Raw genomic sequence first — 25,547 nt, forward strand, 5'->3', positions numbered from 1 at the left:
TCGCTGACCCCAGCACGTTCCCCTCCGTACTCGACACCCCGGTCGACCCCGTCGAGCAGCCGACCGAACCGGTCGCCGAACCGATTGCCGAACCGGTCCACGAGCCGGACTTCGCCGAGCTCGGCCTGCCGCGACCGCTGGTCAAGGCCCTCGCCCGGGAAGGCATCACCGCCCCGTTCGAGATCCAGCGGGCCACCGTGCCCGACGCGCTCGCCGGGCGTGACGTGCTGGGCCGTGGCCAGACCGGCTCCGGCAAGACCCTCGCCTTCGGCCTGCCGCTGCTGGCCCGGATGGCCGACGGACCCCGGGCCCGCCCGCTGCACCCCCGTGCGCTGATCCTGGTCCCCACCCGTGAGCTCGCGATGCAGGTCAACGACGCGCTGTTCCCGCTGGGCCGGGCCGTCGGCGTGTTCCTGAAGACCGCCGTCGGTGGCGTGCCGTACGACCGGCAGATCGACTCGCTGCGCCGAGGCGTGGAGATCATCGTCGCGACCCCGGGCCGGCTCGGCGACCTCATCGCGCGCGGCGTGTGCAACCTCGACGACATCGAGGTCACCGTGCTGGACGAGGCCGACCAGATGGCCGACATGGGCTTCCTGCCGGAAGTCACCGAGCTGCTGGACAAGACGCCCGCCAACGCCCAGCGGCTGCTCTTCTCGGCCACGTTGGACAACGACGTCGACGCGCTGGTGCGGCGGTTCATGACCGATCCGGTCACCCACTCCACCGCGCCGCCGACCGCAGCGGTCACCACCATGGACCACCACCTGCTGCTGATCCCGCCGAACGACAAGTTCGCCGTCGCCGCGTCGATCGCCGCCCGGTCCGGCCGCACCATGATGTTCGCCCGTACCCAGATGGGGGTGGACCGGCTGGTCGACCAGCTGGCCGCCGTCGGGGTCCGGGCCGGTGCCCTGCACGGCGGCAAGACCCAGCGGGTCCGCACCCGCACCCTCGCCGAGTTCAAGGAGGGCCGGGTCAACGTGCTGGTCGCGACGGACGTCGCGGCCCGTGGCATCCACGTCGACGGGGTCTCGCTGGTGGTGCACGTGGATCCGCCGAAGGACCCGAAGGACTACCTGCACCGGGCCGGCCGGACCGCTCGGGCCGGGGAGTCCGGTGCGGTCGCCACACTGGTGCTGCCGAAGCAGCGGCGCAGCACGCTGGCCATGATGGAGAAGGCCGGCGTCGAGCCGGCGCAGACCCGGGTACGCCGCGGTGACGCCGTCCTGACGGAGCTGACCGGTGCGGCCGAGCCGAGCGGCGTACCGATCGTCGAGGAGCCGGAGCCGCCGCGCCAGCACCGTCAGCGTTCCGACCGCTTTCGGTCCGACCGCCCGGACCGGTTCCGTGGCCGGGGCGACCGGGGCCGGGGTGAGCCGGACCGTGGCCCGCGCGGCGACACCGACCGGAGCCGGCGCGGCGAGGTCGACCGCGGTCCGCGCGGGGACGCCGACCGTGGCCCGCGCAGCGACGCCGACCGGTCCGGGGAACGTCGTGGCGGGTTCCGCCACGACGGCAACCGGCCGCCCCGCGACGACCGTCGCGGTGGCGAGCGACGCTTCGCCGACCGACGGCCCACCCGCAGCCACTGACGAGCCACCCGCAGCCACTGACGGCCTGTCGCCACCGTCGACGGGCATCGGCTGACACCGGCAGATCGGTCCGGCTCCCCGCCGGCCGGATCTGCCGGTACGGTCGGCTCATGCCGACGTTGCCGAAATCGATCATCTGGGCGCGGACCGACACCGGCGGCGCCGACCATGCACTCTTCGACGACCGGCGTGGACTGACTGCCCGGGGCGTGTCCATGGCGGCGGCGCCGCTGCCGTACAGCTGCCACTACGAGCTCGCCACCGACGAGCAGTGGGAGTCGGCGCGGCTGACCGTCACCGCCGAGGGTGCCGGGTGGTTGCGCACGGTACGGATGGAGCGGGCGCTCGGCCGGTGGCGGGTCAGCACCGCCGAGCAGGGTGACCTGGACGGGGCACTGCGCGCGGCCGGGCATCCGCCGGTGGGGTTGCCCGGCACCGAGGAGCCGGGCCGGCTCGACCCGGCTCTCGACGTCGACCTCGGTGGGGCACCGTTGTTCAACACCCTGGTGGTACGTCGCCTACGGTTGGCGCAGCGGCCAGCGGGCGAGGAGCACCGGTTGACGGTCGCCTGGGTCCGGGTGCCGAGCCTGGAGGTGCTGCCGGTCGAGCAGGTCTACACCGTGCTCGACGCCGACCGGGTCCGGTTCCGTAGTGGCAGTTTCACCGCCGAGCTGACTGTCGATCCGGACGGGTTCGTCCGGCACTACCCGGGGCTGGCGCAGCGCGCCTGACCAGGCACCGGCTGCGGGTCACCGAGCGGCGCCGGCCGACGGCGGCATGGCTCAGCTGGCGGTCCCGGTCGACCAGTCACCGGTGCGCAGGAAACGCTCGACCACCGTCAGGTACGGGGTCAGGTCGAGGCCCTGGCCGGCGAGCCAGTCGGCCGAGTAGTAGCTGTCGGCGTACCGCTCGCCGCTGTCGCAGAGCAGGGTGACCACCGATCCCTGCTGGCCTGCCGCGCGGAGCTGGGCGATCAACGCGAACGCCCCCCACAGGTTCGTGCCGGTCGATCCGCCTACCCGCCGGCCCAGCAGGTCGCTGGCGAAGCGCATGGCGGCCAACGACGCCGCGTCCGGGACCTGGATCATCCGGTCCACGACGGACGGCTGGAACGAAGCTTCGACGGTCGGCCGGCCGATGCCCTCGATCATCGAGCCGCGCCCGGTGGCGGTGGTCCAGTCGCCGCTGGTCCACGCCGGGTAGTAGGCCGAGTGTTCCGGGTCGACCACGCAGACCTTGGTGCGGTGGCGCTGGAAGCGCACGTACCGGCCGATGGTGGCGCTGGTGCCGCCGGTGCCGGCACCGACCACGATCCAGCTGGGGATCGGGTGCCGTTCCAGGGCGAGCTGCGCGAAGATCGACTCGGCGATGTTGTTGTTGCCCCGCCAGTCGGTGGCCCGCTCCGCATAGGTGAACTGGTCCATGAAGTGCCCGCCGAGGTCCTCGGCCAGCCATCGGGCCTCGACGACGACCGCCGCCGGATCACGGACCAGGTGCGGCCGGCCGCCGTGGAACTCGATCTGGGCGATCTTCTCGGCCGAGGTGGCCGCCGGCATCACCGCGACGAACGGCAGGCCCAGCATCCGGGCGAAGTACGCCTCGGAGATCGCGGTGGACCCGCTGGACGCCTCCACGATCGTGGTCTGCGGCCCGATCCAGCCGTTGCACAGCCCGTACAGAAACAGCGACCGGGCCAGCCGGTGCTTGAGCGAACCGGTGGGGTGCACCGACTCGTCCTTGAGGTAGAGGTCGATCCCCCAGGACAGCGGCAGCGGAAACGGCAGCAGGTGGGTGTCGGCGGACCGGTTGGCGTCCGCTTCCACCTTGGCGATCGCCTCGGTCACCCAGGCCCGGTCGGCGTCGTCGCACCGGTCCAGTTGATCCACCCGCTGACGGTAACAACACCGTCGGTCGGATCAGCCGGTGAGGGGTCGGGGGCGGTTCTCCCACTTGGTGGAGAGGGTGACGCTGGTTCGGGTGTTGGCGATCCCGGCGGTCCGGTTCAGCCGCATGATCAGCTGTTCGAGTTCGGCGATGGTGCCGACCCGGGCCAGGCAGAGGAACGACTCGACGCCGGCCATGAAGTAGCAGGACTCGATCTCCGGCATCGCGCGGAGCGCGTCGAGCACGGCGTCGGTCTCGGCTCCGGAATCCTCGACCAGGCCGATCAGGGCGGTCACCCCGAGGCCGACGGATTCGGGACGTACGTCCGCCCGGTAGCCGCGCAGCACGCCGGCCGCCTCCAGCTTGCCGATCCGCTCGTGCACGGCGGGGGCGGAGAGGCCGACCTGGCGGGCGAGCTCGGCGTAGGAGAGCCGGGCGTTGCCGCGGAGCAGGTCGACGAGCCGCAGGTCGATGACGTCCACGGGAAGTACACCCTAGTACCTGCCGGCGAGTCGGTGGCTCCCTCGGATGATTCAAGGACAGGTGACACGAGTTCACGTTAAGCTAGGGTAAATCACAATATAGGGTGCAAATCATACTGGACAACTTCCCAGGCAGGTAGCTTTCCCCATTTCCCGGACACGGCAGGCAGCCGGTGCTCTAATGGCCGTACGTCTGGCACGACGGCAGCTGGCACACGGTCCATCGGGGGGCTCACTGGCTAGGTCAGGGCTGTCGTGGACGCGAGGAGGGGACCGTGGACACTGGAGATCGTCTGCTGACGCCGGGCGAGGTGGCCGCGCTGTTCCGTGTCGACCCGAAGACCGTCACACGTTGGGCGGCGGCCGGCCGGATCGGCAGCATCCGTACTCCCGGAGGCCATCGCCGGTTCCGCGAGTCCGAGGTACGCGCGCTACTCGAAGGCGAAGGCGTACTGGAGGAGATGCAGGCGGAGAGCGCGGCGGAGAACCGCCCCCGGCACACCGAGAACGGAGCCGGCGGCTACGTCGGCTGACCGTCAGGACTCAGCCGACGCGTCGCGGGCCGCGCCGAGCTCGCCGGACCACCGGCGGAACAACGAGTGCGGTACGCCGAGCGCGTCCAGCACCTTGCCGGCGACGAAGTCGACCAGCTGGGCGGCGGAAGCGGCCGCCCCGGCACCGTAGAACCCGGGGCTCGCCGGCAGCACCACCGCCCCGGCGTCGTGCAGGGTGATCAGGTGCTCCAGATGGCTGCGGGTCACCGGGGTCTCCCGGGGGACCAGCACCACCGGCCGGCGCTCCTTCAGGTTGACCTCGGCCGCCCGCTGCAACAGGTCCTTGGACAGCCCGATCGCGATCCCGGCGCAGGCGGCCGTGCTGGCCGGCACCACCGCCATCCCCCGCGTCGGGTAGGAGCCGCTGCTCGGACCGGCGGCCAGGTCACCCGCCGGCCAGAACCGGACGTCCGCGTCGTGCACCGGACGGCCGAGCCACCGGCCGAGATCGTCACGCCAGTGGCTGTCGCGCAACGGTGCGCCGGTCTCGTCGAGGATGGTGAGCCGGGCCGCCCGGGACACGACCAGGTCCACCGGGTGCCCGGCGTCGAGCAGGGCCCGCAGCACCGCCGCCGGGTACGGCGTACCGGAGGCACCGGAGACGCCGATCACCCAGGGTCTTCTCATCTGCCGCACCCGTCCCCACTCACCGGCTGTCGCCCGTCACGGTCACCCCATAGGGTAGGTCGCACCCCGTACGGACACTGTGGCAGCAACCGCGCAGGTAGGTGATGGACTCCCGAAACCGCACCGACCTCACCGGCCTGCTGGCCGAGCTGCGGGCCGGGTGCCGGCTGCCGGTCGCGGTCAACCCGCATCGGCGCGCCGCCGACGACTGGCTGCCCGGCTGGCTGCGGCACTGCGGACTGCCGCCCGACACCACTGCCCACCGGCGGCTCGCCGGCGCACGGATCGGCGGGTACGCGGCCCGCCTCTACCCTGCCGCCAACCTGGGCCGGCTGCGTCTGCTGACCGCGCTGTTCGCCTGGTTCTTCCTGATCGACGACGACTTCGACCAGGTAGCCCAACCGCAGCAGGACCGGCTGCACCGACTCGCCAGCGAGATCCTCGCGCTGCTGCGTACCGCGCAGACCACCGACGCGGGCGCCGGGCCCGGGGCCGGCCCGGACCCCGACACCGGCCCGGACCCCGACACCGGGCCGGTGTTCGTCGGGCCGGCCCGACGGATGCTGACCGGGCCGTGGCGGGTGCTGGCCAGGACGATGCCGCCATGGTGGCGGGAACGGTTCGTCGACGCGGTGGCCGAGCACCTCGACGGCGCGGTCCGCGAGGCGCGGAACAAGGCCGCCGGCCACCGGCCGGATCCGGCCGAATACGTCGAACTGCGCCGGGCCACGTCGGCGGCGAACGTCGCGTACACGTTGATCGAGTTCGCCACCGGCGAACCGGTGCCGGACGCGGTGTTCCACCATCCCCGGATCCGGGAGCTCGCCGACACCGGCAACGACCTGCTCTCCTGGTACAACGACCTCTGCTCGCTCCCTGGGGACCTGCGGGTCGGCGGCGGGCACAACCTGGTGGTGGCGGTGGCCGAGGCGGAGCGGATCCCGCTGACGGTCGCCGTCGACCTGGTCGCCGGGCGGTGGCGTGCCCAGCTGGACCTCTTCGCGGCCCGCCGCGCGGCGGTGCCGTCGTTCGGGCCGACGTACGACCGGGCCGCCGCCGCGCTGCTGGACGGGATCGGCCACGCGGTACGCGGCACCATCGACTGGTCCGCCGAGTCGAGCCGGTACCGCCGGCCAGGTCAGCCGGACGGGGCGTGCGCCGCCCGGCCAGGTCAGCAGGAGCCGGCGTGAGCCGTGGGTCAGGGCCGTAGGCCGAGTCGGAACACCAGGTCGAGCAGGGCGAAGACGAACAGCGCGATGCCGACGAAGCCGTTGGCGGTGAAGAACGCCCGGTTCACCTTGGACAGGTCGGTCGGGGTGACCACCAGATGCTGGTAGCCGAAGGCCACGGCGGTCAGGGCCAGGCCGAGCCACCACGGCCAGCCGAAGCCGACCAGGACGCCGAACCAGCCGAACAGCCCGAACGTCACCACGTGCGCCGCCGTCGAGGCGTGCAACGCGAACGCCCGCCCGTACCGCGCCGGCACGCTGCGTACCCCGATCTCACGGTCGATCTCCGCGTCCTGACAGGCGTAGATCAGGTCGAATCCGCCGATCCACAGGCCGACCGCCGCGCCGAGCACGATCGCCGGTCCGGCCCCGTCGACGGTGCCGGTGACCGCCAGCCAGGCGCCGACCGGGCCGACCATCTGGGCCAGCCCGAGCACCGCGTGCGGCCAGTTGGTGAACCGCTTGGCGTACGGGTAGACCACCAGCGGCACCGCCGCCAGCGGGGCCAGCACGAGGCAGAGCGGATTCAACGCGGCGGCGGCGCCGAGGAAGACCACCAGGGCGACCACCGCGCCGGTCCAGGCCGTCCGGACGCTGACCGCCCCGGTCACCAGCTCCCGACCGGCGGTACGCGGATTGCGCGCGTCGACGTGCCGGTCGATGATCCGGTTCGCGGCCATGGCGAACGTCCGTGCCCCGACCATCGCGACGGTGATCAGCAGCAGGTCGAGCCAGCGGACACCACCGTCGAGGCGGGCCATCACGGTCAGCGCGGACAGGTAGGCGAACGGCAGCGCGAAGACCGAGTGTTCGATCGCGACCAGCCGCAGGAAGGCCCGGACCCGGCCGACCGGTACGCCGGCCGGCCCGGCGGTGGTGGCTGCGGCGCTCACGAGATCCCGTACTCCCGCCACCGCTTGTCCACCAGCGACACGATCTCCGGCGACATGCTCATCTCCTCGGGCCAGCCCCGGGTGTAGCCCTCGGTGGGCAGTTTACGGGTCGCGTCGACGCCGGCCTTGCCGCCCCAGAACTGCTGGTACGACGAGTGGTCGAGGTGGTCCACCGGACCCTCGGTGAGCAGCAGGTCGCGGGCGTAGTCGACGTTTCCGAAGGCCCGGAACGCCACCTCGGCGTAGTCGTGTACGTCGCAGTCGTCGTCGACCACGACGATCAGCTTCGACAGCGACAGCAGGTGGGCGCCCCAGATCGCCGACATGATCTTCTGGGCGTGCTTCGGGTACCGCTTGCGGATCGACACGATCACGCAGTTGTGGAACACCCCGGCGGCCGGCAGGTCGTAGTCGACGATGTCCGGGATCAGCATCCGCAGCAGCGGCAGGAAGATCCGTTCGGTGGCCTTGCCGAGCCCGTGGTCCTCCTGCGGCGGCTTCGAGGTGATGATCGAGTGGTAGATCGGGTCGCGCTGCATGGTCATGCACTCGATGTGCAGCACCGGGAACGGTTCGACCGGGGTGTAGAAGCCGGTGTGGTCGCCGAACGGGCCTTCGGGCAGCCGCTCGCCCGGCTCCAGGTAGCCCTCCAGGACGATCTGGGCGTGCGCCGGCACCTGCAGCGGCACGGTCCGGCAGTCGACCATCTCGACCCGCTGGCCGCGCAGGAAACCGGCGAACAGGTATTCGTCGATGTCGCCGGGCAGCGGCGCCGAGGCCGAGTAGCTGACCACCGGGTCGCAGCCGATCGCCACCGCCACCGGCAGCCGTTCGCCGCGCCGCTCGGCGACCGCGTGGTGGGCGGTCGAGTCCTTGTGGATCTGCCAGTGCATGCCGAGGGTGTTGTGCGAGTGCTGCTGCAGCCGGTAGAGACCCAGGTTGCGCTTGCCGGTCTCCGGGTGCTTGGTGTGGGTGAGCCCGTAGTTGTGGAAGATCCCGCCGTCCCCGGGCCAGACCTGCAGCCCGGGGAGCCGGTTCAGGTCGACGTCGGCACCGGTGTAGACGACCTCCTGGCAGGGCGCGGTCTTCACCTTGCGGGGCGGCAGCGAGGTGAGCTGCATGACCTTGCCCAGCCCGTCGCGGATGCCGGACCAGCCGACCGGCAGTTCCGGTTTGATCATGGCACCGATCCGGTCGCCGATCTCGTTGAGGTTGTCGACGCCCAGCGCCATGGCGGTGCGCCGCTCGGTGCCGAACAGATTGATCGCCACCGGCATCTCACCCCGGGTGGGGCGCTCGAACAGCAGCGCCGGGCCGCCGGCGCGGACGGTCCGGGTCACCACCTCGCTGATCTCCAGCGTGGGATCCACCGGGACGTCGACCCGGCGCAGCTCGCCGGCCTTCTCCAGCGCCGCGACGAAGTCTTTCAGATCCTGGTACGGGAACCCTGCAGCCGCCATGTCGCCAAGTCTGGCCTACCAGGCGGCCGGTGCCACCATCCGGGGCGGTGATTCGCGCCGCGTCCGGTTCGTCCGGACTTCGGGCCGACGGGCCCCACGCCGTCGGACCGTCCGTTTATCATCGTGCGTCCCCCGTCATCCCTCATAAGGACATCCATGTTCGTAAGCACATCCCGGCGGCGCCACTCGGCCCGCCTGGGAGTTTCCTTGGTGGCCGCCGGCGCGCTGCTCGCCGCCGTGCCGACCGCCGCGTCGGCGCAGAGCGAGGACGGCTACCTCGAGTTCTGGCTGAACGATGTCACCATCGGCGGTCCCGGTTCCCCCGGCAAGTACGTCCCCGCGCAGATCTACCTGAGCGAGGGGATCGTCGATCCGCTGGTCACCGTCGACGTCTCCGGCCTGGCCGGCGTCGTCGACGTGGAGTTCCCGTCCGAATGCGCCGCCGACGCCGGGACCGTGACCTGCGAGTTGGATCTGTTCGACGCCGACCCGTACGGCTCCTTCGTGATGCCGATCGGCCTGGCCGCCGCCAGCGGCGCCGACGTCGGCGACAGCGCGACGATCAGTTGGACGGCTACCGCGGCCAACGCCGGCGACAACTCCGGTTCGGCGACGATCACCCTCGGCGACGGCCCTGACCTGGTGGTCACCACCGGCGGCGAGGACCTCGGGTTGCTACCGCCAGGTCAGCCCGTCGCGGTGCCGATCGAGGGCTACAACGCCGGCAACCAGGCGATCGACGGCCTGCAGTTGACCATCGACGTCGCCTCCAGCGAGTTCGGCCAGTACGACAACTGCGTGTACACCAGCTACCCGCTCTCCAACTACGCGGTCTGCGACATCGCCCTCGAGCTGGAGCCGGGCGACGGCTTCGAGATCGTCGACGGGTTCGAGGTCACGCCGACCGAGGCCGCGCTGCGCGAGCACCTCATCTACACGGTGCTGCCCGCTGGCGAGGTCAGCCTGTCCAGCCGGGCTGAGCTGACCCGGGGCAGCGGCGCGACCCTGCGGGCGGTCGCCACCGGCAGCCGGGTGGCCAGCCGGTCGGCCGCCGACCTCGACGAGTCGGACAACTACGGCACGGTGCTCCTCAATGTCGACAACCAGGCCGATTTCGCAGTGACCGGTGCCGAGGCCAGCGGCGCGGTCGGCGACGAGGTCGAGGTGACCCTCGGGCTGACCAACCTCGGGCCGGGCACGGTGTTGGACCGGTCCGGCGAGCCCGCCGCCTACTTCGCCTTCCACACCCCGGAAGGCACCGAGGTCACCGAGGTGCCGGAGGGCTGCCGCACCGCGCACACGCCGGAGGAGTCCGGTGACCAGGTGCCCGGCGCGGACTGGTACATCTGCCGCAGTCCCTTGATCATCATCAAGGCCGGTGAGGAGTTCGAGCACACCTTCACGCTGCTGATCAACGAGGTGATCCCGGACGCCGAGGGCCTGGTCGAGGCGGTCAACTACGGCGGCCTGCCGGAGTTGCGCCACGACCGGAACCCGGACAACAACGAGGCGCTGGTGCTGATCAACCCGACCGGCGAGCACCCGGGCACCGGCGGCGGGTCCGGTGGTGGTGGCGGTGCCGGCGACGGCGGGCTGCCGGTCACCGGCGCGCAGGCCGGGCTGGTCGCGGCCGGTGGTGCCGCGATCCTGGTCGTCGGTGTGGCAGTCTTCCTGCTCGGCCGACGCAAGCGGGTCGTGCTGGTCACCGGCGACGACGAGACCGACTCGTCGAAGTAGCGCGTCGCCGGCCGGTGGTCGGGTCCGGGGCGGGTGTGCATCGGTCGGAGGTACTCCGACCGATGACCCCCGCCCCGGTCGTCAGCGGGCGAGATGTGCCCCGACCGGCGTCAGGCGTACGAGTGCAGGCTCTCGAAGAAGTAGTTGACGCCGATCAGGTTCATCAGCATCGTGAGGAACCCGAGGATCGCGATCCAGGTGACGGTGGTCCGCCGTACGCTCGGGGTGGCCCGGGCGTGCAGGTAGCCGGCGTAGACCACCCAGGAGATGAACGCCCAGGTCTCCTTCGGGTCCCAGGCCCACGGCCGGGACCAGGCGTGTTCGGCCCAGATCGCCCCGGCGATCACCGCGAAGGTGAAGACCGGGAAGCCGATCGCGTGCAGCCCGAAGGTGAGCCGTTCCAGCGACACCGCCGCCGGCACCCGCTTGGCCAGCAGGTACGGGAACCCGCGCCGGCCCTGCTCGTACCCGTGGCGCAGCAGGAACATCGCGGCCGGAATCGACCCGAGCAGCAGCACCCCGGACGACGCCATGATCGTCGAGACGTGGATGGCGTACCAGTAGGACTCCAGCGCCGGCACCAGCGGGGTGATCGGGGTGTAGAAGACCAGCCCGGCCAGGCCGAGCAGGGCGACCATCACCAGGGCGACGAACAGCCCGAGTGGGCGCAGCGACGGATGCCGGTAGACCATCACCAGCCAGGCGGCGACACCGACGAAGGTGATGGCCAGCACGTACTCGTACATGTTGCCCCACGGCAGCCGCTCGGCGGCGACACCCCGGGCGACCAGGGCGGCGAGGTGCACCAGCGCGCCGAGGACCGTCGCGCCGATGGCGAACCAGCCGGCGAGTCCGACGCGGGCCCAGCCGGTCCGCTCCGGCGATTCCGGCTTCAGCCCGGCCGGGCCGCCCGAGGTCGGCGCTTTGGAGACCGGACCGTCCGAGACCAGGTCGTCGGCGGCGCCCGGCACCACGGCGGCCACCGTCGGCGACGACCCGCCGACGGTGGCGGTGGCGAGTTCCCGGTCGCGGGCGGCGACCGGCGCGCTCCGCCGGCTGCCGCTGCCGAAACCGGCCTCGACCGCGTGACAGATCATCGCGAACAGGTACGCGAAGATCGTGACGACCAGGAGTTGGTCGGACAGCTCTGCCATCACTGCGTTCCTTCCCGTGGCGGGCCGGCACCACCGACCGCCCGGACGAGCTCCCGGAACTCGTCGCCGAACCCGGGATGGTCGGTACGCGGCAGCCCACCGGCCTCGATGACGCTACTACCGGTTGTCGTGGAGCCGTCGCCGGGGGCGGCCGGTGTGACCCGGAACCACACCCGACGCCGCCGGACGAACAGCGACGGCATCAACCCGGCCAGCAGCAGCACCGAGCTGGCCAGCAGCAGTCCGCTGCCCGGATCGTGGCGTACGGAGAGGGTGACGTACTGCGTGATGTCCAGGAACTCGATGCTGGTGCCGTCGTCCAGGGTCATCGTCTCGCCGACGCGCAGCAGTTGCGGATCACCGACCGGCAGCAGCCGGCCGGCCTCCACCTGGCTCTGGTCGATGCGGTAGACCGAGCCGGGGATGCCGGCGTCCAGACCGAGGTTGCCCCGGTACGCCCACAGCATCAGCGCCGGGTCACGCAGCTCGGGATGGGTGGAGCGGACGTACGGCGCCTGCTGCGGGGCGGTCGGCAGGAACAGTCCTTCGAACGCGACCTGCAGGTCAGGGTCCCGCTCGCCGGTGGCCGGGTCGACGTTGGCGTCCGGGAAGCTCGCCACGCCCTCGCTGGTGATCATGTCGTCGACGGCCAGGAACGGTGCGGTGACCGTCTGCGCCTGCCCGTACCGGTCGGTGTAGCGCAGCACCGGGACGTAGCCGTGGCCGAGCAGGTAGACGTTGGCGTCGTCGAGCCGCAGCGGCGAGTTCACCGAGAACGTCGCCTCGCGGGGGGCACCGCCACCTTCGTCGACCCGTACCTCGGCGGTGTAGCTGTCCGGTTGGCCGGTCTCCAGGAAGGTGGCGGTGAAATCGGTCAGCTCGAGGCAGAACCGGGGCAGGTCGGTGTCGGCGACCCGCGGGCCGAGGCCGTACTCGTCGTACTGCTGGACCGTGTTGCAGAACGCGGTCTCCGGGCCGGCGACCAGCAGTCGGTTGCCGTGCCAGCCGTACCACGAACCGAGCGCGACGCCGCACAGGACGGCGACCAGCGACAGGTGGAAGACCAGGTTGCCGGTCTCCTTCAGGTGGCCCTTCTCGGCGTTGACGGTGTCGCCGGTGACGGTGACCCGCCAGCGGCGCCGTCGCAGCTGCGCGGCGATCGCAGTCACGTCACCGGGGCCGGTCCAGCTGGCGTGCTGCGGCAGCCGGTCCAGCCGGCGGGGCGCGGCCGGCGGCGCGGCCCGCAGCGCGCGGACGTGGTCGCGCAGCCGGGGCACGATGCAGCCGACCAGCGAGGTGAACAGCAGCAGGTAGATCGCGGCGAACCAGGGTGCGGCGAAGACGTCGAACATGCCGAGCCGGTCCAGCACCGGGGCCAGCCGGGGGTTGTCCTGGAAGTAGGCGTTGACGTTTTCGATGTTGACGTCCCGCTGCGGCAGCAGGGAGCCGGGGATGGCGGCGACCGCCAGGCAGAAGAGCAGGATCAGGGCGGTACGCATGCTGGTCAACTGCCGCCAGGAGTTGCGCAGCAGTGCCCGTACCGCATGGGACCGGGACATCAGATCCCGACCTCGCCGGATCCGACGGTGGCCTGCAGCCAGATGACGAAGCTGCTCCAGGCGCCGGTGACCAGCGCCGTCCCGACTCCGATCAGCATGACACCGCCGATGCGGGTGACCCACTGGCTGTTGCGGCGGATCACCGTGAAGACGCCGAGCAGCCGACGGAACGCCAACCCGAAGATGACGAACGGCAGCCCGAGGCCGAGGCAGTACGCGACCGCCAGGGCGACGGCCCGGTCGGTCTTGCCGCTGACGGTCGCCATGCCGATCACCGCGCCGAGGGTCGGGCTGACGCAGGGGGTCCAGGACAGGGCGAAGACCGCGCCGAACACCGGGGCCCCGACCAGCCCGGCTTCCGGCAGCCGGTGCATCCGGATCTCCCGCTGCATCCCGGGCACCAGGCCGAGGAAGGCCAGGCCGAACAGCACGATCAGCAGACCGACGCCGATCTCGACGGGCCGCTGGTAGACGAACAGGTAGCGGCCGACGCCGGCCATCAGGATCGCCGTCAGGGTGAAGACCAGGGTGAACCCGCCGACGAACAGCAGGGTGCCGGCCAGCACCCGGCCGTACCGACGGGCGGAGTCGCCGCCGGCGGAGTCCAGGTCGGAGCCGGCCAGCCCGGTGACGTAGGAGAGGTAGCCGGGGGTCAGCGGCAGGATGCAGGGCGACAGGAAGCTGACCAGCCCGGCGAGCGCGGCCAGACCGAGCGCGACCAGCACCGGTCCGCCCCGGGTGATCTCGGCGAAGGTCTCACCCATCGACCGGTTCCGCACTGATCGCTTCTGCGGCGATCTGTTCGACGATCGGCTGCAGGTCGTCCTGGCGGACCGCCTCGCGGACCACGACGGCGATCCGGCCGTTCCGGTCGACGACCATCGTCGCGGGGATGCTGTTCGGCGGGATGTTGAAGTCCAGCGCGAGCCGGCTGGACGGGTCGAACAGGCTCGGGTAGGTCACCCGTCCGCGTTCGAAGGCGCGGGCCCGGTCGCGTTCGTCACGGACGTTGATGCCGACGAATTCGACGCCCTGGTCGCGGGTGGCCTGGTAGGTGGCTTCGAGGTCGGCGGCCTCGGCCCGGCAGGGTGGGCACCACGACCCCCAGAAGTTGATCACCACGACCTGGCCGCGCAGCGCCGCCGCGTCGAGGGTGCCACCGTCGAGCAGTTCGAGGTCCAGTTGCGGTGCCGGTGGCCGGTCGTCGCCGACGCAGCGGATCACGCCCTGCCCGTCGGTGTCGCAGTCGGTGGCCCAGTCGCTGGCGGTGCAGCCGGTCAGGGCGAGTACGGCGGCCACCGCCGCCGCCACCGACGCCCGTCGCAACCGCATGTCAGGCGCCCTTGGCGGTCCGCGCCGACGGGGACATCGCGATCAGGTGGGCGGCCGGCTCGGAGTAGCCGATGCCGACCACCTTGGCGTCCTCGAAGTGGATCGAGGTCAGGCTGGCCAGGGCGCACTGGCGACGCCGCGGGTCGTGCCAGAGCCGCTTGCGCTCCAGGTAGCGGCGCAGGGTCCAGATCGGCAGCTGGTGGGAGACGCAGACCGCCTCGTGGCCTTCGGCCGCCACCCGGGCCGCGTGCACGGCGGCGAACATCCGTTCGGCGATCACCGTGTAGGCCTCCCCCCAGGACGGGGTGACCGGGTCCCGCAGCACCCACCAGTTGCGCGGGTCGCGGAACGACCCGTCGCCCGGAGAGACCCGGCGCCCTTCGAACCAGTTCGCGGACTCGATCAGCCGCTCGTCAACCGACACCGGCAGCCGGAACTGGGCCGCGATCGGCTCGGCGGTCTCCTGGGCGCGCTCCAGCGGGCTGGCGACCACGTGCACCACGTCCCGGTCGGCGAGCGCCTGGCTGGCCGCTTTCGCCATCTGCACGCCCAGCTCGGACAGCCGGAAGCCGGGCAGCCGACCATAGAGGATCTTGGTCGGGTTGTGCACCTCGCCGTGCCGCAGGACGTGGACCACCGTACGCTTCATCCGCTAATCCCTCACCGTCCGCAGGTCACCGGCGGCGGCTGCGGCCGCAGCCGCGGCCGGCAACGCGGCGGCCAGTTGCTCCAGGGCGGCGTCGTCGATCGCCGCCGAGACGAACCATGCTTCGAACGCGCTGGGGGGCAGATAGACGCCGTGCGCGAGCATCGCGTGGAAGAAGGCCCGGTAGGCGTCGGTGTCCTGGGTCCGGGCGCTCGCGTAGTCGGTGACTTCGGCGTCGGTGAAGAAGATGGAGAACATGGTGCCGGCGGTGGAGAGCCGATGCGGTACGCCGGCGGCGCGCAGCGCCTCGGTGGCCATCGTCGCGACCTGGGTGGCGGTGTCGGCCAGTCGCCGGTAGAGGTCGGCGTCGGCCAACCGCAGGGTGGCCAGACCCGCAGCGCAGGCCAGTGGGTTCCCGGAGAGGGTGCCGGCCTGGTAGACCGGACCGGCCGGGGCCAGCTGCGCCATGATCTCGGCCCGGCCGCCGAACGCCGCCGCCGGCAGGCCGCCGCCCATCACCTTGCCGTACGTGTAGATGTCGGCGTCGGCCGGATCCAGCTCGGCCCAGCCGCCCCGGGCGACCCGGAAACCGGTCATCACCTCGTCGACGATGAGCAACGCGCCGTGCGCGTGAGCGATCCGGGCCAACGCGGCGTTGAAGCCGGGCGCGGGGGCGACCACGCCCATGTTGCCGGCCGCCGCCTCGGTGACGATCGCGGCGATCTGGTCGCCGTACGCGGCGAACGCCTCCTGCACCGCCGCCACGTCGTTGTACGGCAGCACGATCGTCTCGCTGGCCGCGGCACCGGTGACGCCGGGCGAGTCGGGCAGCCCCAGGGTGGCCACTCCGCTGCCGGCGGCGGCGAGCAACGCGTCGACGTGACCGTGGTAGCAGCCGGCGAACTTGACGATGCGCGACCGGCCGGTGTGGCCACGGGCCAGGCGGATCGCCGACATCGTCGCCTCGGTGCCGGAGTTGACCAGCCGGACCTGCTCGACCGGGGTCCGCTCGACGATCTCCGTGGCCAGCTCCACCTCACCGGGGGTGGGCGTGCCGAAGCTGGTGCCCAGCGCGGCGGCCCGGCCGATCGCGGCGACCACCTCGGGGTGGGCGTGGCCGAGGATCAGCGGGCCCCAGGAGCAGACCAGGTCGAGGTAGCGGCGGTCGTCCGCATCGAACAGCCATGGTCCGCTGCCGCGCACCATGAAGCGGGGCGTCCCGCCGACCGCCCGGAAGGCGCGCACGGGTGAATTGACCCCGCCGGGGACGATCGAGCTGGCGCGGTCGAACAGGGCCTGGGAAGCGGGCGCGTCAGCCGGGTACGGGCGGGCGCCGGCGGTGTCGGTGGCAGTCACGGCACTGCCATTGTGGCAGTCGCCCCCGTGGGGGTGCACATCCGCCCCGTGCCCAGCTCGCGGCCACCTGCGCCGGGCGTAGCCGGGCCCGGCTCGCCTGATCGCGATACGCTGGCCGGGTGGAGCGGGCGGAGCTGTCTATCGCGCTGCAGCGCACTTCCGACGAGGCGGTGCTCCGCCTCGCCGGTGAGATCGACATGCTCACCGCCACCCAGCTGACCAACACCGTCAACGAGCTGCTCAGCGACGCCCCGGCGCGGATCGTGCTGGACATGGGCGGGATCACCTTCTGTGACTCCCAGGGGCTGGGCACCCTGGTGGTGCTCACCCGTAAGGCGAGTCACGCCCAGAGCCTGCTGCTGCTCACCAATGTCGGCGAGTTCCTGCTCCGGGTGTTGAACATCACCGGGCTCCGCTCGGCGCTGACCATCCGGTGACGGTCACGGCTACGCCGTGCCAAGCCATCCGGTGACGGTCACGGCTGCGCCGTACGGTCCCCGCCCCACCGGGCCGCCTCCAGCTCGTCGGCGACGGTCGCCGGGTCGGCGGCACCGGCCCGCAGCTGCCCGACCGCCCGGTCCACGGCGGCAACCAGCCCGCGCAGCTGCTCGTCGCGCTGGCGGACCAGGTCGGCCTGATTGGCCAGCTGCCGGTTCTTCACCCACAGGTCGACGAAGACGCCGACCTTCGCCCGCAGCACCCAGGGGTCGAACGGCTTGATCAGGTAGTCGACCGCGCCGGCGGCGTAACCGCGCAGCGCGAGCTGGTTGTCCCGGTCCGCGGCGGTCAGGAACAGGATCGGTACGTGCCGGGTCCGCTCCCGCCGCTTGATGTGGTTGGCGGTCTCGAAGCCGTCCATCTCCGGCATCTGCGCGTCGAGCAGGATCACCGCGAAGTCGTCGACGAGCAGCTGCTTCAACGCGGCCTCGCCGCTCTCCACGGCCACGGTCTGCACCGGCAGCCCCTGCAGGATCGCCTCCAACGCCATGAGGTTCTCCCGCCGGTCGTCCACCAGCAGTGCCTTCGCCGTCGCGGCGGTCATCAGTTCTGCTCCTCTGCGGCGTTGATCCAGGTCACCATCAGCGTGATCAGTTCGTCCAGGTCCACCGGCTTGGTGATGTAGTCGGTGGCACCGGCCTGCAGCGCCGACTCCCGGTCGCCCGGCATCGCCTTGGCGGTCAGGAAGACCACCGGCAGGTCGGCGAAGCGCTCGTTGCGGCGGATGATCCGGGTCGTCTCGTAGCCGTCCTGGTCCGGCATCATCGCATCCATCAACACGATGTCGACCTCTGGGCGTTCGGCGAGTTTACGCACCCCGTCGACCCCGTTGTCGGAGTACAGCACGGTCATGCCGTGCAGTTCCAGGGCGCTGGTCAGGGCGAAGACGTTGCGCACGTCGTCGTCGATGATCAGTACGGTGGCGCCGTCCAGTCGCCGGGTGGCCGGCGGCTCCGGCCGGTCGACCTCGATCGGCCGGGTCAGCGGCGGCAGCGCGGTCCGGATCGGCGCTGCGGTCGGCAGCGGCGCCTGCGGCAGTACGGCGTCGGTGTCCAGCACGTCGGGGACGTACAGCGTGAAGGTGGAGCCGGCGCCCGGAGCGGACGTCACGGTGATCGTGCCACCGATCAGCCGGGCCAGGTCGCGGCTGATCGACAGCCCCAGCCCGGTGCCGCCGTAGCGTCGGCTGGTGGTCCCGTCGGCCTGCTGGAACGCCTCGAAGATCAACGAAAGTTTGTCGTCGGAGACGCCGATCCCGGTGTCGATGACGGTGAACGCCACCACCTGCGCGGCGGCCGACAGCGCCGGCACGCTGAACTCCTGGCCGGGTGCCGCCGGGCCGATCCGCAGGATCACCGATCCGCTGTCGGTGAACTTCACCGCGTTGGAGAGCAGGTTGCGCAGGATCTGCTGCAGCCGTTGCGCGTCGGTGACGATCGCCGGGGGCAGGTCCGGGGCGACCTCGACATGCAGCTGCAGACCCTTCTCGTCGGCCTGCGGCGTGAACGCCTGCTCGACGTACGCCTGGATCTCGACGAACGGCACCTCGGCCGGTTGCACGTCCATCCGGCCGGCTTCGATCTTCGACAGGTCCAGGATGTCGTCGATCAGCGACAGCAGATCGGAGCCGGCGCTGTGGATCGTCTTGGCGAACTCGATCTGCTTCTCGGTCAGGTTGTCGTCCGGGTTGTCGGCCAGCAGCCGGGCCAGCAGCAGCAGCGAGTTCAGCGGCGTCCGCAGCTCGTGGCTCATGTTGGCGAGGAACTCCGACTTGTACGCCGAGGCCCGCGACAGCTGCTGTGCCTTCTCCTCCAGGCCGAGCCGGGCCAGTTCGATCTCCCGGTTCTTGGTCTCGATGTTGCCCTTCTGCTCGGACAGCAGCCGGGCCTTGTCTTCCAGCTCGGCGTTGGTGCGCTGCAGCTCGGCGGACTGCGCCTGCATCTCGTTGGCCAGCCGCTGCGACTGGGCGAGCAGCTCCTCGGTGCGCTTGTTCGCCTGGATGGTGTTGACGGCGATGCCGATGGTGGCCACCAGCCGCTCCAGGAACGCCAGGTGCAGTTCGGAGAAGGCGGCGACCGAGGCGAACTCGATCACCCCGAGCATCTCGCCCTCGAACAGCACCGGCAGGACGACGTGGTCGCGGGGCGCGGCGCTGAGCAGTCCGGACCGCAGGGTGAGGGCACCGGTGCTGCCGGCACCGACCCGGATCGTGCGCCGGGAGACCGCGGCCTGACCGACCAGGCCTTCGCCGGGCCCGAAGATGACGATGTGGTCGCGGGCCACGTAGCCGTACGAGGCGGTCAGGCCCAGCCGCATCACCCCCTCGTCGACGTCGGCGAGGAAGAAGGTGCCGAGCTGCGCGTCGACCAGCGGGGTGACCTCGTTCATGATCATGCGGCAGACCTCGCCGAGGTCCCGCTGACCCTGCAGCAGACCACCGATGCGGGCCAGGTTCGAGTCGAGCCAGCCCTGTTCGGCGTTCTTCTTCGTCGTGTCCCGCAGGGTCACGATCATCTGGTTGATGTTGTCCTTGAGCTCGGCGACCTCACCCTGGGCCTGGACGGTGATGTGCTGGGTCATGTCGCCGCGGGTCACCGAGGTCGACACCTGCGCGATCGCACGCAGCTGGGTGGTCAGGGTCGAGGCCAGCTGGTTGACGTTCTCGGTCAGGTCACGCCAGGTGCCGGAGACCCCCTTGACCTGGGCCTGACCACCCAACTTGCCCTCGGTGCCCACCTCGCGGGCCACCCGGGTCACCTCGTCGGCGAACGACGACAACTGGTCCACCATCGTGTTGACCGTCGACTTCAACTCCAGGATCTCGCCCTGCGCGTCGACGGTGATCTTCTGCGACAGGTCACCCTTGGCGACGGCGGTGGTGACCGACGCGATGTTCCGCACCTGACTGGTCAGGTTCGACGCCATCGAGTTCACGTTGTCCGTCAGGTCCCGCCACGTACCGGAGACCCCCTTGACCTGCGCCTGACCACCCAACTTGCCCTCGGTGCCCACCTCGCGGGCCACCCGGGTCACCTCGTCGGCGAACGACGACAACTGGTCCACCATCGTGTTGACGGTGTCCTTGAGCTCCAGGATCTCGCCCTGCGCGTCGACGGTGATCTTCTGCGACAGATCGCCCTTGGCCACCGCCGTGGAGACCTGGGCGATGTTGCGCACCTGAGCGGTCAGGTTCGACGCCATCGAGTTCACGTTGTCGGTCAGATCCCGCCAGGTGCCGGCCACCCCACGCACCTGGGCCTGACCACCCAACTTGCCCTCGGTGCCCACCTCCCGGGCCACCCGGGTCACCTCGTCGGCGAACGACGACAACTGGTCCACCATCGTGTTGACCGTCGACTTCAACTCCAGAATCTCGCCCCGCGCGTCGACCGTGATCTTCTGCGACAGGTCACCCTTGGCGACGGCGGTGGTGACCGACGCGATGTTCCGCACCTGACTGGTCAGGTTCGACGCCATCGAGTTCACGTTGTCCGTCAGGTCCCGCCACGTACCGGAAACGCCCTTGACCTGCGCCTGACCACCCAACTTGCCCTCGGTGCCCACTTCCCGGGCCACCCGGGTCACCTCGTCGGCGAACAGCGACAGCTGGTCCACCATCGTGTTGACCGTCGACTTCAACTCCAGAATCTCGCCCCGCGCGTCGACCGTGATCTTCTGCGACAGGTCACCCTTGGCCACCGCCGTGGACACCTGCGAGATGTTGCGGACCTGGCTGGTCAGGTTGCCGGCCAGCTGGTTGACGTTCTCGGTGAGGTCACGCCACGTACCGGAAAGGCCCCTGACCTGGGCCTGACCACCGAGCTTGCCCTCGATGCCGACCTCCCGGGCCACCCGGGTCACCTCGTCGGCGAACCACGACAACTGGTCCACCATCGTGTTCACCGTCGACTTCAACTCCAGGATCTCACCCTGGGCGGCCACGGTGATCTTCTGCGACAGGTCACCCTTGGCCACCGCCGTGGAGACCTGGGCGATGTTGCGCACCTGCGCGGTCAGGTTCGACGCCATCGAGTTGACACTGTCGGTCAGGTCCTTCCAGGTGCCCGCGACGTTCGGCACCTGCGCCTGGCCGCCGAGCTTGCCCTCGGTGCCCACCTCCCGGGCCACCCGGGTCACCTGTTCGGCGAAGAGCCTCAGCGTGTCGGTGAGCATGTTGATGGTGTCCGCCAGCTCGGCGACCTCGCCCTTGGCGGACACGGTGATCTTCTGGGACAGGTCGCCGCGGGACATCGCGGTCGCCACCTGCGAGATGGACCGCACCTGGTGGGTGAGGTTCGACGCCATCGAGTTGACGTTGTCGGTCAGGTCCTTCCAGGTCCCGGAGACGCCCTTGACCCGCGCCTGACCACCGAGCTTGCCCTCGGTGCCCACCTCGCGGGCCACCCGGGTCACCTCGTCGGCGAACGACGACAACTGGTCCACCATCGTGTTCACCGTCCGACCGATCCGCAGGAACTCGCCCCGCAGCGGCTGCCCGTCGATCTCCAGCTCCATGTGCTGGGACAGGTCGCCCTCGGCGACCGCCCGGATGACCCGGGCGATCTCGGTGGTCGGTCGACCCAGGTCGTCGATCAACGCGTTGATCGCCTGGTGGTTGTCGGCCCAGGCACCGCCGAAGCCCTCCTCGTCGAGGCGTTCGGTCAGTCGACCGTCCCGGCCGACGATCCGGCTGATCCGGCGCAGGTCCAGGTGCTGGCGCTCCTGCAACGAGACCACCTCGTTGAAGGCGTCCGCCACCTCACCGGCCACGCCGACCCGGCGGGGCAGCCGCACCTTGAGGTCGCCCTGCCCGATCCGGCGCAGTGCCTCGGCGAGCTCGACGAGCAACGCGGTCTCGTCGCCGGTCGTCAGGTGGTCGGTGGTCAGCTCTTTCGCGCGGGTCATCGGATCCTCGCTCAGCTCTGGGAGTGGGCTGACCTCATCATTGCTCGACTACCGTGACAGATGCGAGGTGCACGACCGTTTCGATGAACCGGGCGATCGGAGGAACTGGCAGGTGACAGCAAGGGCCGAGGGTCCCACCACCGGTACTGTGAGTGAACATTTCCGACGAGTACGCCTGCCCGCCGACCGACGAACCCCGGCAACAGCACGCGCGGTAGTCAGATCCGTACTGTCCGACGCGGCCCTGGACGACCTGCTCAACGAGGCCCTGCTGCTGACCACCGAGCTCTCCACCAACGCCGTCGTGCACGCCGGCACCGAACTGATCATCGAAGTGGCGGCCGACCCGGTCGGACTCACCGTCACGGTCACCGACTTCGCCGCCGGACCCATCGAGACCGTCGCCGCCCGCCCCCGCAACGACCGTCAGAACATCGGCGAGGTGCCCGAACGCGGACGCGGCCTGCTGCTGGTCGACCACTTCGCCAGCCGCTGGGGCACCACCCACCTGCCCAGTGGCAAGGGCGTCTGGTTCCGGCTCGACCGGCACCCCGCCACGCCGACGCCCGACCGGGTCCGCCCGGCCGGTCCCGCTGACCCGGTCGACCAGGTCGACCCGTGGCAGGGCGTGTCCGCCGTACCCGCGCCGCCGGTCGACGACGAGCACCGACCGGCCGCCCCCAGCGCCGCCACCCTCGCCGCGCTTCTACAGGCCGCACCGGAGCCGTACGCCGACGATCCGCTCGCCGACCTGGCCGGGACCCTGCTGGCCCGGGTCGCCGACCTGGTCGGGGCGGCCGGCGGCACCATCCGGGTCGACCGCGGCGACGGGTACGGCACCCAGGTGCTCGCCCGCTACGGCCGGTCACCGCGCTCCGGTGAGCTGCTGCGCGTGCCGCTCACCCTGCACCGGCCGTACAGCGGTGAACTGGAACTGGACGCCGCGCCCTCCGACTACGCCCGACCGCTGGCCACCCTGGTCGCCGAGCGGCTCTCCCTGCATCTGGAGAACGACCGGCTGCGCCGCGCCGACCTGCGCCGGCAGACCTGGCTGACCTTCCTGGCCGAAGCCAGCGAGCTGCTCGCCCAGTCGCTCGACGTCGATCTGACCATGGCGCTCATCCCGCAACTGGTGGTGCCCCGGCTCGGCCGGTGGTGCGCGGTGCACACCGCCGACGAGTGGGGGCAGCTGCAGTTGGCCGCCGCGATCCACGCCGACGAGACGGTCCTGCCGGCGCTGCACGCCACGTTGACCGAATCCGGCCCCGACTCGGTCTCCGCCCGGCTACGGGAGGCCTCACGCAGCGGATCCCAGGTGCCGCTCGGCGCCCCGATGGACGGATTCGCCGTACCGCTGGTGGCCCGGGGGCAGCGACTGGGCACCCTCGCCGTCGGCCGGCACGAACGGCACCGGCACGACCCCGACGAGGTCGCTGTGCTGGAGGACGTCGCCCGGCGGGCCGCGCTGGCCATCGACAACGCCCGGATCCATCAGGAACGTCGCCGGGTCGCGCACACCCTGCAGCAGTCGCTGCTGCCCCCGGTGCTGCCGGTGATCGACGGCATCGGGCTGGCCGCCGAGTACGTACCCAGCGGTGACGCGGTGGAGGTCGGCGGCGACTTCTACGACGTGGTGCCGCTGCCCGGCGGCCGGTGGCTGGTGGTCGTCGGCGACGTCTCCGGCAAGGGAGTCCAGGCGGCGACCGTCACCGGGCTGGTCCGCGACGTCATCCGGGTGCTGGTCCGCGACGGCAAGGCGCTGCCGGAGGTGCTGGGCCGGCTCAACGACACGCTCGTCGAACGCGGCGGTGGGCGGTACTGCACGCTGGCCATGGCGGCCATCGGGGTCACCGACGACCAGCGGCTCGACGTCCGGCTGCATCTCGCCGGACACGACCGGCCGGTGCTGGTCAGCGGCGACGGGCAGGCCCAGTTCGTCGGTGCCGGGGGGACCGCACTCGGGCTGCTGGACCAGATCGCCGCGCCGTCGGTGGCGCTGAGCCTGGCGGCGGGCGACTCCCTGGTGTTCTACACCGACGGGATCACCGAGCGGCGTGACGGCCGGGAACTGTTCGGCACCGAACGGCTGCGCCGGGCGGCGGCCCCGCTGGCCGGGTTCTCAGCCGAGGTGGTCGCGGCCCGGCTGCGGACCGCCACGCTCGACTTCTCCGCCGAGGCACCTCGCGACGACATCGCGATCCTGGTCGTCCGCAACGAACTGGCGACCGGCGCGGGTCAGACGGGCGCGGGGCCGGCCGATCACCTCACAGGCCGCCGGGAAGCCGGCCGGGGGCCAGCCGGCGGTGCGGGTCGAAGGCCTGCTTGAGCTGGCGCAACCGGGGCAGATCCGGTACGTCGCCCCAGATGTCGACGGACCGGCGTACCGCTGCCGGTGCCGCCAGCACCTGGCAGGTCCCGCCCCGGGCGAGGAGCACCGTACGTACCGTCGTGAGCAGCCCGGCGATCCGCTCCGGTGGGGTCGCCCCGGGCAGTACGGCGTGCACCAGGCCGGTGCCGGCCGAACCGCGCACCCCGACCGGCGCACCGACGGCGTCCCGCAGGGCGTAGATCGCCGCGTGCAGGTGGGCCACCGGCACCGCCAAGCGGATCGCGACGTCACCGGGACCGAACGGGTAGCGCTGCCACCAGGTTGGCGGGCGGTCGGTGACGGTGGCGGTGCCGCCGAGCAGGGCAGCGGCGCGGTCGGCGCGGCTGCCGGTCGGGCCCGGCTCACCTTCGAACAGCACCGCGAGCGTTCCCGACCGTACGGCTGGTCCCGACCGTACGGTCGATCCCGGCCCGGCGGCCCGGACCAGCCCGGTCGATGCGTCGGACGCCGGCAGGTCCAGCTCGATCGCCGCCGGTTGCAGCCCGGTGCCGGTCAACTCCTCGACGAGGTCGTGCACCTCCAGCGGGGTGGCGACGGACCGGCAGACCCAGCGGCGGTCGGCCGGTGCGGGCTGCAGACGCACGGTCGCCGAGACCAGCACCGCCAACGCGCCCTGCGACCCGCAGAGCAGCTCCGGCAGCTGGTCGGGGCCGCCGCCGCTGGACGCGGCCCGGACCAGGGCGCCCGCGGCGTCGACGTAGTCGACGCCGGTCAGGTGCCGGCAGGGTGAGCCGTGCCGGTGGCTCAACGGGCCGGCCTCGGCGGTGGCGACGACCCCGCCGACCGTGGCGGCGGCCGAGGGCGGATCGAACGGCAGTCGCCAGCCGGTCCGGCCGACCGCCCGCTGGGCCGCCTGCAGGGTGGTGCCGGCGCCGACCCGTACGGTGGCCGAACCCGGCGGATGGTGCCAGATCCCGGAGAGCCGGACGGTGTCCAACAGAATGTCCACATGCGGCGGCGTGGAACCCCAGTCCAGTTTGCTGCCCGAGCCACGGGGCACCAGCGTCAGACCCCGGTCGGCGCAGAGCCGCAGGACATCGGCGACCACCCCGGGACTGCCGGGTGACACCACCCACCGCGGCGTGGTCGCCGCCACCGCGTCGCCCACGCTGCCCCGGCGCGCGTACCGGGCACCGCAGATCTCCGCCAGGTGATCCAGCACACCACCACCTCCCGCTGGACATCGTACACATGTTCTAATCGACGTCGAGTGGTCGACGACGGGCACCGGCCCGTCGCCGGCGGGC

The 25,547-nt window shown here is 71.4% G+C and carries 20 protein-coding genes and 1 pseudogene; 7 read left to right on the forward strand and 14 right to left on the reverse strand.

What is annotated here, in order from left to right:
* Window positions 1–83 precede the first annotated feature (83 nt).
* Window positions 84–1,595 carry a DEAD/DEAH box helicase gene (locus O7623_RS19170; RefSeq protein ID WP_282229474.1) on the forward strand — a complete coding sequence of 504 codons (1,512 nt, stop codon included), beginning with the start codon at window positions 84–86 and terminating at the stop codon, window positions 1,593–1,595.
* 110 nt (window positions 1,596–1,705) lie between these two features.
* Entirely contained in the window at window positions 1,706–2,326 is a 621-nt protein-coding gene (locus O7623_RS19175) for a putative glycolipid-binding domain-containing protein (protein WP_282224402.1), read from the forward strand.
* A 51-nt stretch (window positions 2,327–2,377) separates the two neighbouring features.
* On the opposite strand, the gene O7623_RS19180 is transcribed toward O7623_RS19175, so the two are convergent.
* Together O7623_RS19180 and O7623_RS19185 are read right to left on the reverse strand one after the other, a co-directional pair.
* Complete coding sequence (locus tag O7623_RS19180) at window positions 2,378–3,481, reverse strand: PLP-dependent cysteine synthase family protein (protein ID WP_282224403.1); 1,104 nt, start codon at window positions 3,479–3,481, stop codon at window positions 2,378–2,380.
* A 30-nt stretch (window positions 3,482–3,511) separates the two neighbouring features.
* Window positions 3,512–3,961 carry an Lrp/AsnC family transcriptional regulator gene (locus O7623_RS19185; RefSeq protein ID WP_282224404.1) on the reverse strand — a complete coding sequence of 150 codons (450 nt, stop codon included), beginning with the start codon at window positions 3,959–3,961 and terminating at the stop codon, window positions 3,512–3,514.
* 275 nt (window positions 3,962–4,236) lie between these two features.
* On the opposite strand from O7623_RS19185, the gene O7623_RS19190 reads away from it, so the two are divergent.
* The gene (locus O7623_RS19190) at window positions 4,237–4,494 is read left to right on the forward strand and encodes a BldC family transcriptional regulator (RefSeq protein ID WP_282224405.1); all 258 of its coding nucleotides are present in this window, start codon (window positions 4,237–4,239) and stop codon (window positions 4,492–4,494) included.
* Window positions 4,495–4,497: 3 nt separating this feature from the next.
* Here O7623_RS19190 and O7623_RS19195 read toward each other — a convergent pair whose 3' ends face one another.
* The gene (locus O7623_RS19195) at window positions 4,498–5,142 is read right to left on the reverse strand and encodes a UbiX family flavin prenyltransferase (RefSeq protein WP_282224406.1); all 645 of its coding nucleotides are present in this window, start codon (window positions 5,140–5,142) and stop codon (window positions 4,498–4,500) included.
* A gap of 104 nt (window positions 5,143–5,246) precedes the next feature.
* Here O7623_RS19195 and O7623_RS19200 point away from each other — a divergent pair, with 104 nt between their 5' ends.
* Window positions 5,247–6,332, forward strand: a complete 1,086-nt coding sequence (locus O7623_RS19200; RefSeq protein ID WP_282224407.1) for a terpene synthase family protein — start codon at window positions 5,247–5,249, stop codon at window positions 6,330–6,332.
* Window positions 6,333–6,340: 8 nt separating this feature from the next.
* On the opposite strand, the gene mqnP is transcribed toward O7623_RS19200, so the two are convergent.
* Both mqnP and O7623_RS19210 read right to left on the reverse strand, forming a co-directional pair.
* Complete coding sequence (gene mqnP / locus O7623_RS19205) at window positions 6,341–7,264, reverse strand: menaquinone biosynthesis prenyltransferase MqnP (protein ID WP_282224408.1); 924 nt, start codon at window positions 7,262–7,264, stop codon at window positions 6,341–6,343.
* Window positions 7,261–8,724 (reverse strand): menaquinone biosynthesis decarboxylase, encoded by a 1,464-nt coding sequence (locus tag O7623_RS19210; protein WP_282224409.1) that lies wholly within the window; start codon window positions 8,722–8,724, stop codon window positions 7,261–7,263. Before O7623_RS19210 ends, mqnP begins: the two co-directional genes overlap by 4 nt.
* 210 nt (window positions 8,725–8,934) lie before the next feature.
* Between O7623_RS19210 and O7623_RS19215 the strand changes: the two genes are divergently transcribed.
* A complete protein-coding gene (locus O7623_RS19215) occupies window positions 8,935–10,461 on the forward strand; it encodes a hypothetical protein (RefSeq protein WP_282224410.1) in 1,527 nt (508 codons plus the stop codon).
* A 110-nt stretch (window positions 10,462–10,571) separates the two neighbouring features.
* Here O7623_RS19215 and ccsB read toward each other — a convergent pair whose 3' ends face one another.
* From ccsB to hemL, 6 genes are read right to left on the reverse strand one after another with little or no spacing between them, the layout of a single operon-like run.
* Window positions 10,572–11,615, reverse strand: a complete 1,044-nt coding sequence (gene ccsB, locus O7623_RS19220; protein WP_282224411.1) for a c-type cytochrome biogenesis protein CcsB — start codon at window positions 11,613–11,615, stop codon at window positions 10,572–10,574.
* Window positions 11,615–13,174, reverse strand: coding sequence for a cytochrome c biogenesis protein ResB (locus tag O7623_RS19225; RefSeq protein WP_282224412.1), 1,560 nt, complete (start codon window positions 13,172–13,174; stop codon window positions 11,615–11,617). The genes ccsB and O7623_RS19225 overlap by 1 nt, the downstream gene beginning before the upstream one ends.
* Window positions 13,174–13,938, reverse strand: coding sequence for a cytochrome c biogenesis protein CcdA (locus tag O7623_RS19230; protein ID WP_282224413.1), 765 nt, complete (start codon window positions 13,936–13,938; stop codon window positions 13,174–13,176). The genes O7623_RS19225 and O7623_RS19230 overlap by 1 nt, the downstream gene beginning before the upstream one ends.
* The gene (locus O7623_RS19235; protein WP_282224414.1) at window positions 13,931–14,506 is read right to left on the reverse strand and encodes a TlpA disulfide reductase family protein; all 576 of its coding nucleotides are present in this window, start codon (window positions 14,504–14,506) and stop codon (window positions 13,931–13,933) included. Before O7623_RS19235 ends, O7623_RS19230 begins: the two co-directional genes overlap by 8 nt.
* 1 nt (window position 14,507) lies before the next feature.
* Complete coding sequence (locus O7623_RS19240) at window positions 14,508–15,155, reverse strand: histidine phosphatase family protein (protein ID WP_282224415.1); 648 nt, start codon at window positions 15,153–15,155, stop codon at window positions 14,508–14,510.
* A gap of 3 nt (window positions 15,156–15,158) precedes the next feature.
* Window positions 15,159–16,508, reverse strand: a complete 1,350-nt coding sequence (gene hemL, locus O7623_RS19245; protein WP_282224416.1) for a glutamate-1-semialdehyde 2,1-aminomutase — start codon at window positions 16,506–16,508, stop codon at window positions 15,159–15,161.
* A 119-nt stretch (window positions 16,509–16,627) separates the two neighbouring features.
* Here hemL and O7623_RS19250 point away from each other — a divergent pair, with 119 nt between their 5' ends.
* Window positions 16,628–16,945, forward strand: a complete 318-nt coding sequence (locus O7623_RS19250) for an STAS domain-containing protein (protein ID WP_282224417.1) — start codon at window positions 16,628–16,630, stop codon at window positions 16,943–16,945.
* Window positions 16,946–16,983: 38 nt separating this feature from the next.
* On the opposite strand, the gene O7623_RS19255 is transcribed toward O7623_RS19250, so the two are convergent.
* Window positions 16,984–17,550, reverse strand: a complete 567-nt coding sequence (locus O7623_RS19255) for a response regulator (RefSeq protein ID WP_282224418.1) — start codon at window positions 17,548–17,550, stop codon at window positions 16,984–16,986.
* A complete protein-coding gene (locus O7623_RS19260) occupies window positions 17,550–21,911 on the reverse strand; it encodes a HAMP domain-containing protein (protein ID WP_282224419.1) in 4,362 nt (1,453 codons plus the stop codon). Before O7623_RS19260 ends, O7623_RS19255 begins: the two co-directional genes overlap by 1 nt.
* Window positions 21,912–22,023: 112 nt before the next feature.
* Between O7623_RS19260 and O7623_RS19265 the strand changes: the two are divergent.
* Window positions 22,024–24,129: pseudogene (locus O7623_RS19265) on the forward strand (SpoIIE family protein phosphatase); the annotation flags it as partial.
* A 46-nt stretch (window positions 24,130–24,175) separates the two neighbouring features.
* Here O7623_RS19265 and O7623_RS19270 read toward each other — a convergent pair.
* On the reverse strand, window positions 24,176–25,462 hold the full coding sequence (locus tag O7623_RS19270) for an FAD-binding oxidoreductase (protein WP_282224420.1): 1,287 nt from the start codon (window positions 25,460–25,462) through the stop codon (window positions 24,176–24,178).
* Between the last annotated feature and the right edge of the window lie 85 nt (window positions 25,463–25,547).

The organism is Solwaraspora sp. WMMD791, assembly GCF_029581195.1.
GTDB lineage: Bacteria > Actinomycetota > Actinomycetes > Mycobacteriales > Micromonosporaceae > Micromonospora_E.

What these genes read in the sequence shown, in the direction of transcription:
- O7623_RS19240 (WP_282224415.1), bottom strand. Translation starts at nt 15,155, where the DNA reads ATGAAGCGTACGGTGGTCCACGTCCTGCGGCACGGCGAGGTGCACAAC.
- O7623_RS19225 (WP_282224412.1), bottom strand. Translation starts at nt 13,174, where the DNA reads ATGTCCCGGTCCCATGCGGTACGGGCACTGCTGCGCAACTCCTGGCGG.
- ccsB (WP_282224411.1), bottom strand. Translation starts at nt 11,615, where the DNA reads ATGGCAGAGCTGTCCGACCAACTCCTGGTCGTCACGATCTTCGCGTAC.
- O7623_RS19210 (WP_282224409.1), bottom strand. Translation starts at nt 8,724, where the DNA reads ATGGCGGCTGCAGGGTTCCCGTACCAGGATCTGAAAGACTTCGTCGCG.
- O7623_RS19195 (WP_282224406.1), bottom strand. Translation starts at nt 5,142, where the DNA reads ATGAGAAGACCCTGGGTGATCGGCGTCTCCGGTGCCTCCGGTACGCCG.
- O7623_RS19260 (WP_282224419.1), bottom strand. Translation starts at nt 21,911, where the DNA reads ATGACCCGCGCGAAAGAGCTGACCACCGACCACCTGACGACCGGCGAC.
- O7623_RS19200 (WP_282224407.1), top strand. Translation starts at nt 5,247, where the DNA reads ATGGACTCCCGAAACCGCACCGACCTCACCGGCCTGCTGGCCGAGCTG.
- O7623_RS19235 (WP_282224414.1), bottom strand. Translation starts at nt 14,506, where the DNA reads ATGCGGTTGCGACGGGCGTCGGTGGCGGCGGCGGTGGCCGCCGTACTC.
- O7623_RS19255 (WP_282224418.1), bottom strand. Translation starts at nt 17,550, where the DNA reads ATGACCGCCGCGACGGCGAAGGCACTGCTGGTGGACGACCGGCGGGAG.
- O7623_RS19230 (WP_282224413.1), bottom strand. Translation starts at nt 13,938, where the DNA reads ATGGGTGAGACCTTCGCCGAGATCACCCGGGGCGGACCGGTGCTGGTC.
- O7623_RS19175 (WP_282224402.1), top strand. Translation starts at nt 1,706, where the DNA reads ATGCCGACGTTGCCGAAATCGATCATCTGGGCGCGGACCGACACCGGC.